The following is a 16066-nucleotide window of genomic DNA, read 5'->3' on the forward strand; positions in this document are numbered from 1 at the left end:
AGCCGATCCGCGTACCGTTGAGCCATGCCAACGATCACGACCTCCGACAACGTCGAGATCTTCTACAAGGACTGGGGCTCGGGGCAGCCGATCGTGTTCAGTCACGGTTGGCCCCTGTCCGCCGACGACTGGGACACCCAGATGCTGTATTTCCTGCAGCACGGCTACCGGGTCGTCGCACCCGACAGGCGCGGTCACGGCCGTTCGGAACAGGTGGCCGACGGCCACGACATGGATCACTACGCCGACGACCTCGCCGCGGTGATCGAGCATCTCGATCTGCACGACGTCATCCACGTCGGGCACTCGACCGGCGGTGGTGAGCTGACCCGCTACCTGGCCCGCCACGGCCTGGGCCGGGCTGCCAAAGCGGTGCTGATCAGCTCGGTCCCACCGTTGATGGTGCAGACCGAGGCCAACCCGGGCGGCCTGCCGAAATCGGTGTTCGATGATCTGCAGGCCCAGTTGGCGGCCAACCGCTCGGTGTTCTACCGCGCCCTGCCGTCCGGCCCGTTCTACGGATTCAACCGGGACAACGGCGACATCCCGCAGCCCTACCGTGAAGCGATCATCGCCAACTGGTGGCGTCAGGGCATGATGGGCGGCGCCAAGGCCCACTACGACGGCATCGTGGCGTTCTCACAGACGGACTTCACCGAAGACCTCAAGAAGATCACCGTGCCGTCGTTGGTGATGCACGGTGACGACGATCAGATCGTGCCGTACGCGGACGCGGGCGTACTGTCGGCCAAGCTTCTGCCGAACTCGTCACTCAAGATCTACCCAGGCTTCCCGCACGGTATGCCGACCACCCAGTCCCACATCATCAACCCAGATCTGCTGGAGTTCATCCGCTCCTGAAACCCGTTGGGGCCGAAGGGAACTCAGGCGGCGCGCAGCTGCCGGAGACCCTGCACCGCCTCGTAGTGCCCGATCAGCTCGTCGCAGATGGCCGGCCAGGTGCGGCCCAGTACGCTGCGGCGCGCGGCCAGCGAGTAGCGCGCCCGCTCGGCGATCAGGTGCTCGACGGATGCGGGCAGCGCCGACTCGAACTCGTCGACCGGAAGCAACAACCCGCTGCGGTACGGCGCCACCAGATCCCTCGGCCCGCCCGCGTCGGGTGCGATCACCGGCAGGCCGGAGGCCATCGCCTCCTGCACGGCCTGGCAGAACGTCTCATGCTCACCAGGGTGGACGAACACGTCCATGCTGGCGTAGGCCGCCGCCAGTGCCTCACCGTGCAGTTCACCGGTGAAAATGGCTGTGGGCAGGACTCTTTCGAGCTTGTCGCGGTCCACCCCGTCGCCCACCACCACCAGTTGCACGTCGTCGCGCCCGGCCAATGCGGCCAGTCGCTCCACGTGCTTCTCCGGCGCCAACCGCCCCACGAATCCGACGATCGGCTTACCGTCCGGCGACCACGAGGTGCGCAGTCGCTCGTCACGGGCCGACGGCGCGAACCCGGTGATGTCGACCCCACGCCCCCACTTGAAGACACGGGGAATGCGATGTGCCTCAAGGTTTTCCATCGCCGACGTGGACGGCGCCAGGGTCCGGTCGGCCTTACTGTGCAGGCGCCGCGTCCAGGCCCACGAAACCCGCGACAAGACGCCCACCCCGTAGCTCTCGGCGAAGCCGGCGACATCGGTCTGGAACACCGCGACCGTCGGCACGCCCAGGTAACGGGCGGCATGCACGCCACCCCAGCCGAGCAATGCCGGCGACGCCAGATGCACGACGTCGGGGTCGAAACCTCGCAGCACGTTCACGATCCGGGGCCGCGGTACGCCCAGCGGCAACGAGGTCACTTTGGGAAACATTCGCGAGGGCACCCGATGCACCCGCACACCGTCATGCACGCGTTCGGCCGGCGGCTGGCCGCGCGGGGTGTCCGGAGCGATGACGAGGACCTCGTGACCGGTGCGACGGAGATGCTCGATCACCCGAAGCACCGAGTTGGTGACGCCGTTGACATTCGGGAGGAAGGACTCTGCAACGATTGCAACGCGCACACCTGGATGGTCTCAGCGGGACCTGTCGCCGAGGTAGCGTCCGGGGATACGACACGCTAAAACCTGATGCGCGGGGATAGGGTTGGCGCATGCGATTGTCCCGCGTTGCTGCAGCGATGCTGGCCGTGCTGGCCTTGTCCGCCGCCGGAGCCACCGCGGGCTGTACCCGGCTGGTCGACGGCGCCGCCCAGGCCAACGGAAACAAGCCAGGCAGCGAGATCACCGAGGACGGCTGGGGCATTCAGATCGGCTATCCGGACGCGCCCGCCCAGATCGAGTTCTTCACCGAACCGCAGTGCCCGGCATGTGCGCACCTGCAACATGAGGCCGGCGACGCCATCGCCGCCGCCGTCGGCCAGGGCCGGCTCGCGGTGACCTACCGGCCGCTGACCTTCCTGGACGGGTCCGTCACCGAATATTCGGCCCATGTCGCCAATGCCCTGTTCCTGGCTGCGGGACCGAACACCACGGGAACGGCGTTCCAGGCCTTCGTCGAGGACCTGTGGGGCCACCAGCAACCCGAGGGTTCGCCGGGGCCGACCGACGAGGAGATCGCCGCCATGGCCTCCGACAACGGGATCGGGGCCGAGCAGACCGACAAGATCGCCGCCGGTGAGCACGCGATCGATTCCGAGCAGCTCAACGACGCCAACGCCGAACTGCTCAGCGAGACCCAGTACGAGGTGTCCACCCCGACGGTCTACGACCTGGTCGGCGAACAAGTGGTCGACACCAGCGATCCTGACTGGCTCGCCAAACTGCTGGCTACGCCGCAGAGCTGATCCGGCTCAGCCGGCGCTGCAGGAACTCCAGCAGTGCCAGCGCCGCAGCCGCAACCAGCCAGCCCACCACTGCGATCGACCCGGCCGGGATGATCGCCAATGATGCATCGCGATCGCGGACCCGCACCAGATCCGGGTTGTTCTTGTCGTACTCGACATAGATCCGCATCCCGGCGTCGAGTTCGGACGGATACAGCACACCCAGCTCGGGCCGGTAGGTCACGCGATCGGGCGTGACGAATTCGATCGTCGAGCGCCGTGGTCCGGCACTGAGCACCTCGGCGGCCGCCACGCCCATGTTGCGCTCGATCTGCTGGTCATTGCGCCAGGCACCGAACACCAGCAGCACCGACTGAAGTGTGACCAGACAGGCGGTGATCACCACCCCGATCCGCACCCGGCGGATGATCCGCTGCGACCGCGTCTCACCCGGTTCGCCGTACAGGTGCGGAACCAGCGGTTGCACCAGCGCCCGCACCCGCGCCGCGATCTGCGTGGGCCTCACAGGGCCGCCTTGATCGACGCGTGCAGGGCGCGGAGCGAGGACCGGTCCGCCTTCACCTCCAGCACCCGCATGCCGTCGAAGGGTTCGGCGAGCGCCGCGGCAAGATCGCCGACCTCCAACTGCCTGCTGTCCACGTGATAAGCGCGGCACAGCGCCGCGACGTCGACATCGTGCGGGGTGCCGAAGATGCGCGACGAGACGTCGGAGAACCTCGGATCGCCCTGCTCGAGCAGCTCGAAGATGCCGCCGCCGTTGTCGTTGGACACGACGATCGTCAGGTTGCGCGGCGTCGGCTCGGTGGGCCCGATCAACAGCCCCGAGCTGTCGTGCACGAAGGTCAGGTCACCGATCAACGCGATGGTCCGGCGCGGTCCGTTCTCGCCATCCGCCCGATCGTGCGCCAGTGCCGCGCCGATCGCCGTCGACACGGTGCCGTCGATGCCGGCCACACCGCGGTTGGAGCGCACCTTGACGCCCTCGGTGCTCAGCCCCACCAGCGCGGCGTCGCGCACCGGATTGGACGCGCCGAGCACCAACTGATCCCCCGGGCGCAGCGCGTCGGCGACCACCGAGGCCACGTGCAGACCGGTGGTCATGGGGTGCGAAGCGAGTTGATCGCGGACCGCCGCGACGGCGTGCTTGTTGAGGTCGGCGCAGCGACCCAGCCAGGCCGGATCCGGGGTGCCGACCGTCACCGCGCGAGTGCCGGTGGCCATCGAGTTGCCTGACACATCGGGCCAACGCGGGCCGGTGGTCAGGGCGTACACCGGAACGGCCGCATCGGCCAGCAGCGCCGAGACCGGCCGGTGCAGCGTGGGCCGGCCCAGCATGATGACCTGCTTGGGATGCACGAGGCGCAACGCCAGCGGGTGCAGCGGGTTCTGCGGAAGCGGCGCGGTGGGCTCGGCCACCGTCGGCAGCGCCGCCAAGTTGGGGTGTACGCCGGCGCCGTGCCCGGCGATCACCACGGTGTCCGGGGTGAGATCGATCTCCAGCGGCTGGTCGAAACTGACCGGAGGCGTGTAGGTCCATGGCCTGCCGTCCGGGCGGCCTTGCGACGAGCGCTCGCGCGAGGAGCCGACAAGCCCCGGGAACGACGAGTCCCCGTGCGCGCTGTCGGGGACCAGCGGTTCGCGCAGCGGGATGTCGAACTGCACCGGACCGGCGTTGGCCGTGCGTGATCCGGTGGCCGCCGCCAGCACCCGGCAGGTCGCCGAGCGCCACTGCGCGTTGACGGTGTCCAGCTCGCCCGGATGGCCCGCCGTCAGATCCGGGGCCAGGCCCAGACTGATGTTGGCCCGTACCTGGGTACCGAAATATCCCAGCTGCTCGAAGGTCTGGTTGGCACCGGTGCCCAACATTTCATAGGGCCGGTTGGCGCTCAGCACGATCAGCGGCACCCGGGCGTAGTTGGCCTCGACGACCGCGGGGCCGAGGTTGGCCACCGCCGTGCCCGAGGTCATCGCGATGCACACGGGGGACCGCTCGTCCGTACTTCCTCCGACGGCGAGCCCGATGGCCAGATAGCCGGCGGTGCGCTCGTCGATGCGGACATGCAGCCTGATGCGGCCGGCCCGGTCGGCGTCGGACAACGCGAACGCCAGCGGAGCGTTGCGCGAGCCCGGGCACAGCACGACATCGCGGACACCGCCGCGGATCAGTTCGTCGACGACTACGCGCGCCTGTGTCGTCGAGGGATTCACCACTCCACCTTATTCGTCTTGCTCGTCAGGTCTGAGCGGCCAAGAACTCGAGCAGCGCAGCGTTGACTTCCTCGGGCTTCTCGATGAAGCCCAGGTGACCGGTGTCGGGGATCTCCAGGTAGCGCGCCTTGGGAATCGCGTCGGCCACCTCGCGCCCCAGATGTGCGGGCAACACCACATCGTCGGCGAAACTGATGACCAAGACCGGCGCGGTGATGGACCGGTAGGCCGGCAGCCGATTCTCGGCCGGGCCCGCGTCGAGCTGGGCCAGCAGACCCGGGGTCTGTTTGGTGGGCCACATGGTGAACATCTCGCTCCAGTCCCGCACCAGGCGGTCGTCGTTGAGCGTCTTGGGCGAGAAACTCTCCAACATCCGCAGCTTGGCATCGAACTTCGGCGGCAGCTGAACACCCGAGACCGCGAAGTCGCGCTCGGCATCGCGGAAGAACTCGCGAGCCCGATCGTGACGACCGCGGGTGGCCATCAGCACCGCCGATCGCACCAGGTCGGGCCGGGCCAACATCAGTTCCTGGGCGATGTACGAGCCCATCGACACACCCACGATGTGTGCGGGTGCAGCGCCGAGCTTCTCGATCAACTGCGCGGTGTCGGCCACCATCTGATCGGCGCCGAAACCGTGGGCGTTCTCCGTCGCACCGACCCCACGATTGTCGAAGGTGATGACGCGGTAGCCCGCCCGCTGCAACGCAGGCACCTGATGCAGGTGCCAGGTGCGGCCCGCGCCGCCGCGCCCGGCGATGAACAGCACCGGGACACCCTTGCCTCGCTCTTCGTATGCCAGATTCACGTGGCCGACCCTACGTCAGGGGCTTCGATGGGCACCTTGTAGGACGACCCGGTCGCTGACTCTCAGCGGAGCGCGCGCACCTTGCGGATCGCCTGATCCCACGCCAGCAGCACGCCGGCCTTCAGTGGTTCGGGCTTGATCATGTCCTTGCTCAACAGCGCGGCGGCGCCGGCCTTGGTGGACGCGGACGCCTTGGACATGTGCCCGGAATCGAACGGTGGCTGTGGGTCGTACTCGATCATCAGCTGGATGGCCTTGGCCTTCGCCTCACCGCCGATCTGCCCGGCCAGCCACACGCCCAGGTCGATGCCCGCCGACACCCCGGCTGCGGTGATCACCTTTCCGTCGGGATCGGCACGCACAATGCGCTCATCCCCCACCGGCGTGGCGCCCATCAGCTTCAACGCGCTCAACACCGACCAATGCGAAGTAGCGGGTTTTCCCTCGAGCAGGCCCGCTGCGGCCAACACAACCGAACCCGAGCACACCGAAGCCATCCAGGCCGTGCCCGGATAAACCTGACGCAGCCACTCGAGCACCTTCTCGTCGCGGGCGGCCATGGTGGTGCCCGGGCCTCCGGGCACGAGCACCACATCGGGCGAGGGCGTTTCGTCGAAGCTATGGGTGGCTCCCACCACGAGCACACCGGAATCCGCGGTGACCGGCCCTGGTTCGTGCCAGACGAACCGCACCTGCGCGTCGGGCAGGTTACGCAGCACCTCGTACGGACCGATGAAGTCGAGTGCGGTGAAGCTCGGGTACAAGACGATGGCGATCTGCATGTTGGTTCCTCTCATGCTGAAGTTTCTCTGCTCCTCCTCGCGTGCGCGGAAGTCTTGCGATATTGGTCGGGCGAAATGCCAAGGCGTCGAATGAAATTGCGCCGCATGGTCTCGGCGGTGCCGAATCCGCACCGGGCGGCGATGACGGTGACGGTGTCGTCGGATTCCTCGAGCTGGCGTCGCGCGGCATCGGTGCGAATGCGTTCTACGTAGGCGCCCGGCGCCTCGCCGACCTCTTCGGTGAACACCCGGGTGAAATGCCGCGGGCTCATCGCGGCGCGGCCCGCCAGCTCGGGAATCGTGTGCGCTCCAGCCGGTTGGGTCTCAATGGACTCCTGCACCGCGCGGATCGGGGCCCGTTTGGCCCGCGGCATCCACACCGGCGCCGCGAACTGGGTCTGCCCGCCGGGACGGCGCAGGTAGAGCACCAGGTACCGGGCGACGGTCTGGGCGATATCGGTGCCGTAGTCGTCCTCGACCAGTGACAACGCCAGGTCGATGCCCGCGGTCACCCCGGCCGCCGTCCACACCCGCTCGGAACTTCTGACGAAGATCCGCTCGGGATCGACTGCGACCGAAGGGAATTCATCGGCCATCCGGCGGGCCGAAGACCAGTGGGTGGTGGCCGGGCAGCCGTCGAGCAGTCCGGCCTGAGCAGCCAGGAACGCACCCGTGCAGACGCTGACGACGCGGCGGGCCTGGCGTGAGGCGGTGCTGATCCAGTCGATCACCGCCGGGTTGGCCCGGGCGGCGTCGGCGCCGATACCGCCGGGGATGACGATCGTGTCGATCGGGACGTCGGGCTCGGGCAGCGCTGCGGCGACGAACTCCAGGCCGGTGAGCGTGGTGACGGGCCGGCCATCCACGGAAGTCAGGGTGACGGCATAGCCGTCGTCGGGTCTGCCCAGACCGGCCAGGGCCAGCGTGGCGGTGGAGAACACGTCGAAAGGCCCGACCAAGTCCAGGCCCTGCACCCCGGCGTAGCCGAGGATCACCACCGATCGCGTCACGTCTTCAGTGTTCGCGACCTCGGCGATGGCGTCTATGACATGTACCCCACAGATCAGGACATGGGTCGGATTGTCGGACCGCGTCGCGAGGATCGGTGGCATGACGGAGTACACGTACCGCGCGCAATGGTCGTACGAGGACCGCTGGTATCAGGGGTTATGTCTGGAGTTCCCGAACCTGGTGACGAATGGGCTCACGGCGCACGAAGCAATTGCGGCTGTCGAAAAGTTGGTCGCCGAAGAGGTGGCAATGATCCAGGCCGCCGATGACATCCCACCGAAATCGCTGACCGACCATCGGTACAGCGGCAAATTCGTGGTGCGGGTCTCACCGTCGCTGCACGCCAGGCTCGTTGTCGAGGCCACTGAACAGGGAGTGTCGTTGAACCAGTGGGTGGTTCAGAAGCTTGTCGGCCGGCCCTCGGTGTCGCTGGCTGATCTGTACTGACCGATGTCCGCTTCGGCGGCACAGCCGTCACTTGGTACCGCGGGCGATATCACCATCTCCGAGGACATGACCGATCTCGAAACCTGGTACTGCCGGCGGTACTACATTTGCAGAGCGCATATCCCCTGACTTCCCGGTGCTGATGTGACAGGTGTGGCGCTAGGCGCTCGGAGTAGGCCCTACTCGATCAGCGGATAACACTCCCGCACGCGGTCGATCCACCATTGCCGACGCTCCGGCGTCGCTGCCAACGCGGACAGCCGGGCGGGGTCCGGCACCACGTTCCCGACGGCCAGGTACCCGTCGACCGGCGGGGACACCTCGGCGACATCCTCGATGAAGAACCCACCCGTGCCCAGCCCGCAGGCATGCCGCAACTCGGGCAACGCAGCAGCGGCCAGCAGCCCACGGGCAATTCCCACCGCGGAATCCAGAGCACTGGACACCACGATCGGGATGTCGATCTGCGCGGCGATATCGAGCATCCGCGCCACCCCGCCCAGTGGCGCCACCTTGAGCACGGCGACGTCGGCCGCGCGGGCCCGCACCACCCGCAGAGGATCGTCGGCCTTGCGGATCGACTCGTCCGCGGCGATCGGCACGTTCACCTGCCGCCGCAGCGCGGCCAACTCCTCGACCGTCGCGCACGGCTGCTCCAGATACTCCAGCGGCCCGTCGGCGGTCAGCGCCGCGGCCGCCGCCACGGCCTGCTGCAGTGTCCAGCCTCCGTTGGCATCGACGCGCACCACCGGGACCTGTGCGCGCACCGCGTTGACCCGTGCGACGTCGTCGGCCAAGCTCTGCCCGGGCTCGGCGACTTTGACCTTGGCCGTCCGCGCACCGGGGAACCGCGCCAGCACTTCGGGCACCTGCCCGGCCGGCACCGCTGGCACGGTGGCGTTGATCGGGACACGGTCGCGGTACACCCTCAGGGCCGGCCGGTATGCAGCCTCGACTCCGGCGGCCAACCAGGCCGCGGCCTCCGGCGGTTCATACTCGAGGAAGGCGCCGAACTCACCCCAGCCTGCGGGGCCGTCGATCAGCGCCACCTCACGAACCGTGATGCCACGGAAGCGGACCCGCATCGGCATGGCGACGACATGCAGGCGGTCCAGGATGTCGTCGAGGGCGGGCACAGGGTCAATGATGCCTAACCGGCACCGAGCACCCGCTGGATGTCGGGTTTCATCGCTTGCAGCTGTGCACCCCAGTAACCCCAGGTGTGAGTGCCGGTCGGCGGGAAGTTGAACACCGCGTTGTTGCCACCGGCGGCCACGTACCGGTCGCGGAAATTGAAATTGCTCTGCAGCGCAGTGCCTTCGAGGAACGTGGCCGGTAGGTCCCCACCGCCCAACTCACCCGGCGTACCCGAACCGCAGTAGACCCAGATGCGGGTGTGGTTGGCCACCAGGCGCCCCACCTGAAGCGTCGGATCGTTGCGCGCCCACGCCGGATCACCGGGTGGACCCCACATGGCCGCCGGGCTGAAGCCGCCGGAATCGCCCATGGCGAGCCCGATCAACCCGGGCCACGGGTCGGCCGACGGATTCAAGAACGCCGACAACGACCCCGCGTAGATGAACTGCTGCGGGTGAAAGGCAGCCAGGATCATCGCCGAGTTGCCCGACATGGACAGACCCACCACCGCATTACCGGACCTGGACACCTTGCGGTTGGCGGCCAGCCATTGCGGGAGTTCGCTGGTCAAGAACGTTTCCCACTTGTACGTCCAGACCCCACCGTTTCCCGCCGCCTGCTGGTACCAGTCCGTGTAGAAACTCGACATGCCCCCGACGGGCATGACCACCGAAACGCCCGATTGGTAGAACCACTCGAACGCCGGCGTTTCGATGTCCCAGCCGTTGAAGTCGTCACGGGCCCGCAAACCGTCCAGCAGATAGACCGCATGCGATCCCCCGCCCTGGAACTGCACCTGAATATCCCGGCCCATGGCCGCTGACGGCACCGACAGCATCTCGACCGGTAGACCAGCTCGTGACCAGGCACTCGCTGTCGGTGGCGGTCCGAGGAGGCCGAGCGTGAGAGCTACCGCCAGGGCTGTCAGGAAGACAGTCACGCGACGGTATGCACTTGTTTCCGGCGTTGAACGTTTGTGCACCATGTCGGCACCCCACATCTCGCGCACACGTATGGAGCCGAAGCTACTCCGCTCGGAACGGGAAAAACAGAGGTGTGGGGCGCCGATTCCTACACCGTGGCGCGGTCGCGCCCCTCCCAGTACGGCTTGCGCAGATCCTTCTTGAGGACCTTACCGGTGGGGTTGCGGGGCAACTCGTCGACGATGTCAACCGTTTTGGGGCATTTGTAGGCCGCCAGGTGCTCGCGGGCAAACGCGATCAGATCCCGTTCGGAAACGTTCCCATCCAGTGTCACAACGGCTTTCACGGATTCGCCCCATTTTTCGTCGGGCACGCCGATCACCGCGACCTCGGTGACCGCGGGGTGTTCGGCCAGCACCCGCTCGACCTCGATCGAATAGATGTTCTCGCCACCGGAGATGATCATGTCCTTGAGCCGGTCTTCGACGAAGATGTACCCGCCGTCGTCGACGCGTCCGATGTCGCCGGTGCGGAACCAGCCCTCCGGCGTGATCGACTCCGCCGTAGCCTCCGGCCGGTTGAGATATCCCTTCATCAATTGCGGTGTGCGGAACCACAATTCACCCTGTTCGCCGATCGGAACGTCGGCACCGGTGTCGGGGTCGACCACCTTGACCTCCCCGCCGGGGACAACGGTGCCCGCACTCCTGAGCCGCGCCTCGCTCGCCGCGCGGTGATCTTCCGGGCCCAGCCGGCTGATCGCGCCCGCCACCTCCGTCAACCCGTAAACCTGGATGAATTCCGTTTCCGGCCACGCGTCGAGCGCAGAACGCAACAGCGGCAACGGCATCGGCGACGCGCCGTAGGCGAACGTCTTGAGCGCACCGAACAGCTTGACCGCGTCCTCGCCCGTGTCGAACACCTTGGCCAGCACGGCAGGCACGAGGAAGGTCCGGTTGGCGCCCGCCAGGATTCCGCCGGCCAGTGCCATGCCGTCCACATCGCGCGTCATGTACGTCGGCGCCCCGTGGTGCAGCCCCCACTGCATGTAGGACGACCCGCCGACATGGAACAGCGGCATGGCGACAAGACTCTTGTCCCCTTCACTGAGGGTCCAGCCATCGAATGCGTTGAGGGTGTGGGCGATGACGTTGCCGTGCGTGAGCGCAATACCTTTCGGCCGGCCGGTGGTGCCCGAGGAGTACATGATGATGCATGGGTCGTCAGGCTGTACTTCCGGCGAACGACCGACCGCGCAGGCATCGGCAAGGAGCGCTTCGTACTCGTCCCCCTCGCCGCCCTCGGGGGTCACCGTGACGATGTGCTCGACGGACGTGAGCCGGTCAGCGATCGCGTCGATGCCCGGCCGGAGCTCCTCGCCGACCACCAGTACCTTGGCCCCGCAGTCGTTGAGCACGTAATCTAACTCGTCGGCGGCGAGCCGGAAGTTGATGATGGCGTTGGCTGCCCCGAGCGACGCGGCCGCCAGGGTCAGCTCGACGCACGCGGGGTGGTTCTTGTCGAGGAACGCGACCACGTCGCCACGCCCCACACCCCACGCACTCAACGCGCCGGCCAGCCGCCGGATCCGGTCGTCGAACTGCGACCAGGTCCACGTGCGGCTCAAATAGGTGACCGCCTCGGCGTCAGGTTCGGTCGCCGCCCAGTGGGCGACACGTTCGTCCAGAAACTTCGGTGCCGGCAAATCTGACATGCCCAGAGCGTGCCACGACGCGCGAGCCGTCAACCGGCTTTCGGGTAAACCTGGCGCCCGGCCAGGAACGTGGCCTGTACCTCCAGGTCCGCGATGCTCTGCGGGGCGGTCGCGCGGGGGTCCGCCGACACGATCACCAGGTCGGCGTACTTGCCGACCTCGAGCGAGCCGATCACGTTGTCGGCGAACAACTGCCATGCCGCGTCGATGGTCTGCGCCCGGATCCCCTGCTCGACGGTCAGCCGCTCTTCGGGCGCCATGACGCGACCGCTCGGCGCGGTCCGCGTGACCGCCACGCTGATGTTGCGCAACGGCTCCTCCGGGGTGACCGGCGGATCGTTGTGCAGCGAGATCCGCATACCGGTCGCCACCGCCGACCCCGCCGGCATCCAGCGTCCGCCGTGCTCGGGGCCGAACAACCCGTCGACGAGCACGTCTCCCCAGTAATGCAGGTGATCGACGAACAGACTGCACGTCACACCGAGGGCATGCGCACGCCGCAACTGCTCGGGTGTGATGGCGCCGACGTGTTCCAGGCGCAAGCGGTGATCATCGCGAGGATGCGCGCGCAAGGCTTCTTCGTAGACGTCGAGGATGGTGTCGACCCCGGCATCGCCGTGCACGTGGCAGGCCAGCTGCCAGCCGTGCGGAAAGAACGTACCGACGATCTCGGCGAGCTGCTCTTTCGTGTAGTTGGCGTGCCCGCAGGAGCCGGGCACCACGCCGATGGTCCGGGTGGCGTCGGTATCCAGGTACGGAAACGTCAGGTCGATGTTGCCGATCCACGGCGACCCGTCGACCCAGATCTTGATGCCGACCTGGCGCACCATGTCGTCACCCTCGGACGGGCTGGCGTCGGTGTGCAGCGCCGCCGTGGACATCTCGTAGGTGCGCAGCCGCACCGTCAACTGATCGTGCAACTGCGCCAGCAACGGCCGGAACATCGGGTCGAACGCCATCTCCGAGCATGTGGTCAGCCCGGCGCGGTTCAGCCGTGCGCATTCGGCGGCCAGCATGGCCGGATAGTCGCTCACCGAGATGGCATCGCCCAGCAGCGGGAACACCGCCCCGGTCTCCTCGGCCGTGCCGTCGAGATTGCCTTCGGCATCGCGGCCGTACTTGGCGCCCTTGGGATCCGGAGTATCTCTGGTCAACTCCGCGCGCCGGGCAGCCGCGGTGTTGAAGTACGCCTTGTGGCCCGAGTTGTGCACGATCACCAACGGGGTGTCGGGTGCGACGCTATCCAGCCAGGCCAGGGTCGGATCCGGCAATCCGTTCTGCAGCAAGGGGTCCCAGCCGTTGAGAAAGGCGCCGTCGGCACCGCGTTGGGCAACCTCGGCATGAATCGCGTCGAGCACCGCATCCGCATCGGGCAGGGTGACCGGACGGATGTCGACGATGCGCCCGGACAGCGCCACCGCCTCCATCAACGGATGCCCGTGCGCCTCAACGAAACCCGGCATGACACAGCCCTCGACCTCGCGGACATCGGTATCCGCGCCGATCCACGGCGTCACCTCCGAGCGGGAGCCGACCGCGACGATGCGTCCGTCGGACACCGCGATCGCCTCGGCAGTGGGCCGCGCGGTGTCGACGGTGAGGATGGTTCCGTAGAGAACGAGATCAGCTGACTGCATAGGGCTGGTCATGCTCGGATGCTAGAGCGTGGTGACGTTCGCCCGGGTGCGTCCCCAGAAATCCGTGACGCCGATCTGACACGAACACCTGCCACAGCGGAGGCTTCCCCTTGAACATGGATCCACATGTATCCGCGGCGTCTAAGGACTGCTTGGCGTGCGGATTCGAAAAACTTCAAAAAGATCCCGGGCACCGTGTCGATTTCGTGGGGGTGCCGTTCGACGTCATAACGAGGGCCACTTGAACAACAATCGACGGGCCCTTCCCGACACCAGAAGGAGACACACCATGTCGCGTTACATGCTGATCATGCGGTCCACCCCCGAGGCGGAGATCGCGATGGCCGAGCAGAACATCGATTTCGACGAGATCATCGCGTCGATGGGCCGGTACAACGAGGAGCTCATCAAGGCCGGCGTACTGCTGGCCGGCGAGGGATTGACCGACCCGGACGAAGGCTTCGTCGTCGATTTCAACGCCGATCCGCCGGTGGTCACCGACGGCCCGTACACCGAGGCCAAGGAGCTGTTCAACGGGTTCTGGATCCTCGAGGTGTCCTCCAAGGAGGAGGCCAAGCAGTGGGCGCGGAAATGCCCACTGGGCTGCGGCGTGAAGCTGGAGGTCCGCCGGGTGAGTGAAACCGACGAGTTTCCGCAGGATAACGAGTGGGTTCAGAAGGAGATCCAGTGGAAGGCCGAGGTGGCCGAGAAGCTGGCCCAACAGGCCCGTGAGGCCGCCAACCGCTGATCGGGGCACAGGCCCCGGCGGTCCCTAACCCACCGGGGTCTGGCTCCCACCCCCCACATCAGTGACATTAAGCAACGCCGAGCGACCCGGCGCGCGTAGCGAACTACCTGTATTTCGGTCCCCGCGGACCTGGTGTTACGCCCACATCGGGGGATCGGCTCAACAATTTCTGGAACACGTTCTAATCTGGACCCCATGAGTGATGATCTTCTGCACCATCCGCTCCATTCCGGCCACCTCACCGTCGGCGCGCTCAAGCGCAACAGAGACAAACCCGTGCTGTTCCTCGGCGAGACCACCCTGACCGGTGGCGAGCTCGCAGAGCGCATCAGCCAGTACATTCAGGCCTTCGAAGCGCTCGGCGCGGGTAGCGGAGAAGGCGTCGGCCTGCTGTCGCTGAACCGGCCAGAGGTGCTGATGATCATCGGCGCCGGCCAGACCCAGGGGTACCGCCGCACCGCACTACACCCTCTCGGCTCGCTGGACGATCACGCCTACGTGCTGTCCGACGCCGAGGTGACGACGCTGATCATCGATCCCACGCCGGCATTCGTCGAGCGTGCCGTCGGCCTGTTGGAGAAGGTGCCCTCGCTGCGGCAGATCCTGACCATCGGCCCGGTACCGCCGGCCCTCGACGGCGTAGCGACCGACCTGGTCGCCGAGGCCGCCAAGTACTCCCCTGTCCCGCTGGTCGCCGCCGAGCTTCCACCGGACCACGTCGGTGGCCTGACCTACACCGGTGGCACCACCGGTAAGCCCAAGGGCGTGATGGGCACCGTGCGGTCGATCACCACCATGACCACGATCCAGCTCGCCGAATGGGAGTGGCCGGAGAACCCGCGCTTCCTGATGTGCACCCCGCTCTCGCACGCCGGTGCCGCGTTCTTCGTCCCGACGATCGTCAAGGGCGGCGAGATGATCGTGCTGCCCAAGTTCGACCCGGCCGAGGTGCTGCGGGTGATCGAGGAGCGCCGCATCACCGCGACCATGCTGGTGCCGTCGATGATCTACGCGCTGATGGACCACCCGGATTCCCACACCCGCGACCTGTCCTCGCTGGAGACCGTGTACTACGGCGCTTCGGCGATGAATCCGGTGCGGCTGGCCGAGGCGCTCAAGCGCTTCGGGCCGATCTTCGCGCAGTACTACGGCCAGTCCGAGGCCCCGATGGTGATCTCGTATCTGGGCAAGAAGGACCATGACGAGAAGCGGCTGACCTCCTGCGGGCGGCCGACGCTGTTCGCGCGGACCGCACTGCTGGACGCCGAGGGCAACCCGGTGCCGCGCGGCGAGGTCGGCGAGATCTGCGTGTCCGGGCCGCTGCTGGCCGGCGGCTACTGGAAGCTGCCCGACGCCACGTCGGAGACGTTCAAAGACGGCTGGTTGCACACCGGTGACATGGCCCGCGAGGACGAGGACGGCTACTGGTTCATCGTCGACCGGGTCAAGGACATGATCGTCACCGGCGGGTTCAACGTGTTCCCGCGTGAGGTGGAAGACGTTGTGGCCGAACATCCCTCGGTGGCCCAGGTGTGTGTGATCGGCACCCCCGACGAGAAGTGGGGTGAGGCCGTGACCGCGGTGATCGTGCTGCGCCCCGACGCCGCGACCGATGACGAGGCAGTCGCCAAGGTGACGGCCGAGATCCAGGCCGCGGTCAAGGAGCGCAAGGGCTCGGTGCAATCGCCCAAGCAGGTGATCGTCGTCGACTCTGTGCCGGTGACCGCGCTGGGCAAGCCCGACAAGAAGGCCGTGCGGGCCCAGTTCTGGGAGGGCGCTGCCCGCGCGATCGGCTAGTTCTCGCGCGAGCAGACACAGAACTGCCCTTTTCTCTTGGGGAATGGGCAGTTTTGCGTC

General features: G+C 67.1%; 15 protein-coding genes. 5 read left to right on the forward strand and 10 right to left on the reverse strand.

Features of this window, described 5'->3' with window-relative positions; all coding sequences use genetic code 11:
* Positions 1 to 24 precede the first annotated feature (24 nt).
* Positions 25 to 861 (forward strand): alpha/beta fold hydrolase, encoded by an 837-nt coding sequence (locus H977_RS0126170; RefSeq protein WP_029110630.1) that lies wholly within the window; start codon positions 25 to 27, stop codon positions 859 to 861.
* A 23-nt stretch (positions 862 to 884) separates the two neighbouring features.
* Here the strand turns inward: H977_RS0126170 and H977_RS0126175 are convergent, their stop codons facing one another.
* Entirely contained in the window at positions 885 to 2012 is a 1128-nt protein-coding gene (locus H977_RS0126175; protein WP_029110631.1) for a glycosyltransferase family 4 protein, read from the reverse strand.
* An 89-nt stretch (positions 2013 to 2101) separates the two neighbouring features.
* On the opposite strand from H977_RS0126175, the gene H977_RS0126180 reads away from it, so the two are divergent.
* Positions 2102 to 2794, forward strand: a complete 693-nt coding sequence (locus tag H977_RS0126180) for a DsbA family protein (protein WP_029110632.1) — start codon at positions 2102 to 2104, stop codon at positions 2792 to 2794.
* Here H977_RS0126180 and H977_RS0126185 read toward each other — a convergent pair.
* The 5 genes from H977_RS0126185 to H977_RS0126205 form a co-directional block, all read right to left on the reverse strand.
* Positions 2778 to 3299, reverse strand: coding sequence for a DUF3592 domain-containing protein (locus H977_RS0126185; protein WP_029110633.1), 522 nt, complete (start codon positions 3297 to 3299; stop codon positions 2778 to 2780). The genes H977_RS0126180 and H977_RS0126185 overlap by 17 nt on opposite strands.
* On the reverse strand, positions 3296 to 5002 hold the full coding sequence (gene menD / locus H977_RS0126190; RefSeq protein WP_029110634.1) for a 2-succinyl-5-enolpyruvyl-6-hydroxy-3-cyclohexene-1-carboxylic-acid synthase: 1707 nt from the start codon (positions 5000 to 5002) through the stop codon (positions 3296 to 3298). Before menD ends, H977_RS0126185 begins: the two co-directional genes overlap by 4 nt.
* A 25-nt stretch (positions 5003 to 5027) precedes the next feature.
* Positions 5028 to 5810, reverse strand: a complete 783-nt coding sequence (locus H977_RS0126195; protein WP_029110635.1) for an alpha/beta fold hydrolase — start codon at positions 5808 to 5810, stop codon at positions 5028 to 5030.
* 62 nt (positions 5811 to 5872) lie between these two features.
* On the reverse strand, positions 5873 to 6607 hold the full coding sequence (locus tag H977_RS0126200; RefSeq protein WP_029110636.1) for a DJ-1/PfpI family protein: 735 nt from the start codon (positions 6605 to 6607) through the stop codon (positions 5873 to 5875).
* Positions 6604 to 7602, reverse strand: coding sequence for a GlxA family transcriptional regulator (locus H977_RS0126205; protein WP_029110637.1), 999 nt, complete (start codon positions 7600 to 7602; stop codon positions 6604 to 6606). The genes H977_RS0126200 and H977_RS0126205 overlap by 4 nt, the downstream gene beginning before the upstream one ends.
* Before the next feature lie 100 nt (positions 7603 to 7702).
* Between H977_RS0126205 and H977_RS0126210 the strand changes: the two genes are divergently transcribed.
* Positions 7703 to 8050 (forward strand): type II toxin-antitoxin system HicB family antitoxin, encoded by a 348-nt coding sequence (locus H977_RS0126210; RefSeq protein WP_029110638.1) that lies wholly within the window; start codon positions 7703 to 7705, stop codon positions 8048 to 8050.
* A 179-nt stretch (positions 8051 to 8229) separates the two neighbouring features.
* On the opposite strand, the gene H977_RS0126215 is transcribed toward H977_RS0126210, so the two are convergent.
* The 4 genes from H977_RS0126215 to H977_RS0126230 all read right to left on the reverse strand — a co-directional run bounded on the left by H977_RS0126215 (position 8230) and on the right by H977_RS0126230 (position 13461).
* Positions 8230 to 9198, reverse strand: coding sequence for an o-succinylbenzoate synthase (locus H977_RS0126215; RefSeq protein ID WP_029110639.1), 969 nt, complete (start codon positions 9196 to 9198; stop codon positions 8230 to 8232).
* 2 nt (positions 9199 to 9200) lie between these two features.
* Positions 9201 to 10172, reverse strand: a complete 972-nt coding sequence (locus H977_RS0126220; protein ID WP_029110640.1) for an esterase family protein — start codon at positions 10170 to 10172, stop codon at positions 9201 to 9203.
* 86 nt (positions 10173 to 10258) lie between these two features.
* Complete coding sequence (locus H977_RS0126225; protein ID WP_029110641.1) at positions 10259 to 11824, reverse strand: long-chain-fatty-acid--CoA ligase; 1566 nt, start codon at positions 11822 to 11824, stop codon at positions 10259 to 10261.
* Between the two features lie 29 nt (positions 11825 to 11853).
* Positions 11854 to 13461 carry an amidohydrolase gene (locus H977_RS0126230; protein ID WP_029110642.1) on the reverse strand — a complete coding sequence of 536 codons (1608 nt, stop codon included), beginning with the start codon at positions 13459 to 13461 and terminating at the stop codon, positions 11854 to 11856.
* Positions 13462 to 13750: 289 nt separating this feature from the next.
* Here H977_RS0126230 and H977_RS0126235 point away from each other — a divergent pair, with 289 nt between their 5' ends.
* Together H977_RS0126235 and fadD8 are read left to right on the forward strand one after the other, a co-directional pair.
* Positions 13751 to 14209 carry a YciI family protein gene (locus H977_RS0126235; RefSeq protein WP_029110643.1) on the forward strand — a complete coding sequence of 153 codons (459 nt, stop codon included), beginning with the start codon at positions 13751 to 13753 and terminating at the stop codon, positions 14207 to 14209.
* Positions 14210 to 14404: 195 nt separating this feature from the next.
* On the forward strand, positions 14405 to 16006 hold the full coding sequence (gene fadD8, locus H977_RS0126240; protein ID WP_029110644.1) for a fatty-acid--CoA ligase FadD8: 1602 nt from the start codon (positions 14405 to 14407) through the stop codon (positions 16004 to 16006).
* The last annotated feature ends 60 nt before the right edge of the window (positions 16007 to 16066 follow it).

This window comes from Mycobacterium sp. URHD0025 (genome assembly GCF_000426065.1).
GTDB lineage: Bacteria > Actinomycetota > Actinomycetes > Mycobacteriales > Mycobacteriaceae > Mycobacterium.

Coding starts and splice junctions, on each gene's coding strand:
- H977_RS0126170 (WP_029110630.1), top strand. CDS start 25: ATGCCAACGATCACGACCTCCGACAACGTCGAGATCTTCTACAAGGAC.
- H977_RS0126180 (WP_029110632.1), top strand. CDS start 2,102: ATGCGATTGTCCCGCGTTGCTGCAGCGATGCTGGCCGTGCTGGCCTTG.
- H977_RS0126200 (WP_029110636.1), bottom strand. CDS start 6,607: ATGAGAGGAACCAACATGCAGATCGCCATCGTCTTGTACCCGAGCTTC.
- H977_RS0126210 (WP_029110638.1), top strand. CDS start 7,703: ATGACGGAGTACACGTACCGCGCGCAATGGTCGTACGAGGACCGCTGG.
- H977_RS0126220 (WP_029110640.1), bottom strand. CDS start 10,172: ATGGTGCACAAACGTTCAACGCCGGAAACAAGTGCATACCGTCGCGTG.
- H977_RS0126225 (WP_029110641.1), bottom strand. CDS start 11,824: ATGTCAGATTTGCCGGCACCGAAGTTTCTGGACGAACGTGTCGCCCAC.
- H977_RS0126230 (WP_029110642.1), bottom strand. CDS start 13,461: ATGCAGTCAGCTGATCTCGTTCTCTACGGAACCATCCTCACCGTCGAC.
- H977_RS0126235 (WP_029110643.1), top strand. CDS start 13,751: ATGTCGCGTTACATGCTGATCATGCGGTCCACCCCCGAGGCGGAGATC.
- fadD8 (WP_029110644.1), top strand. CDS start 14,405: ATGAGTGATGATCTTCTGCACCATCCGCTCCATTCCGGCCACCTCACC.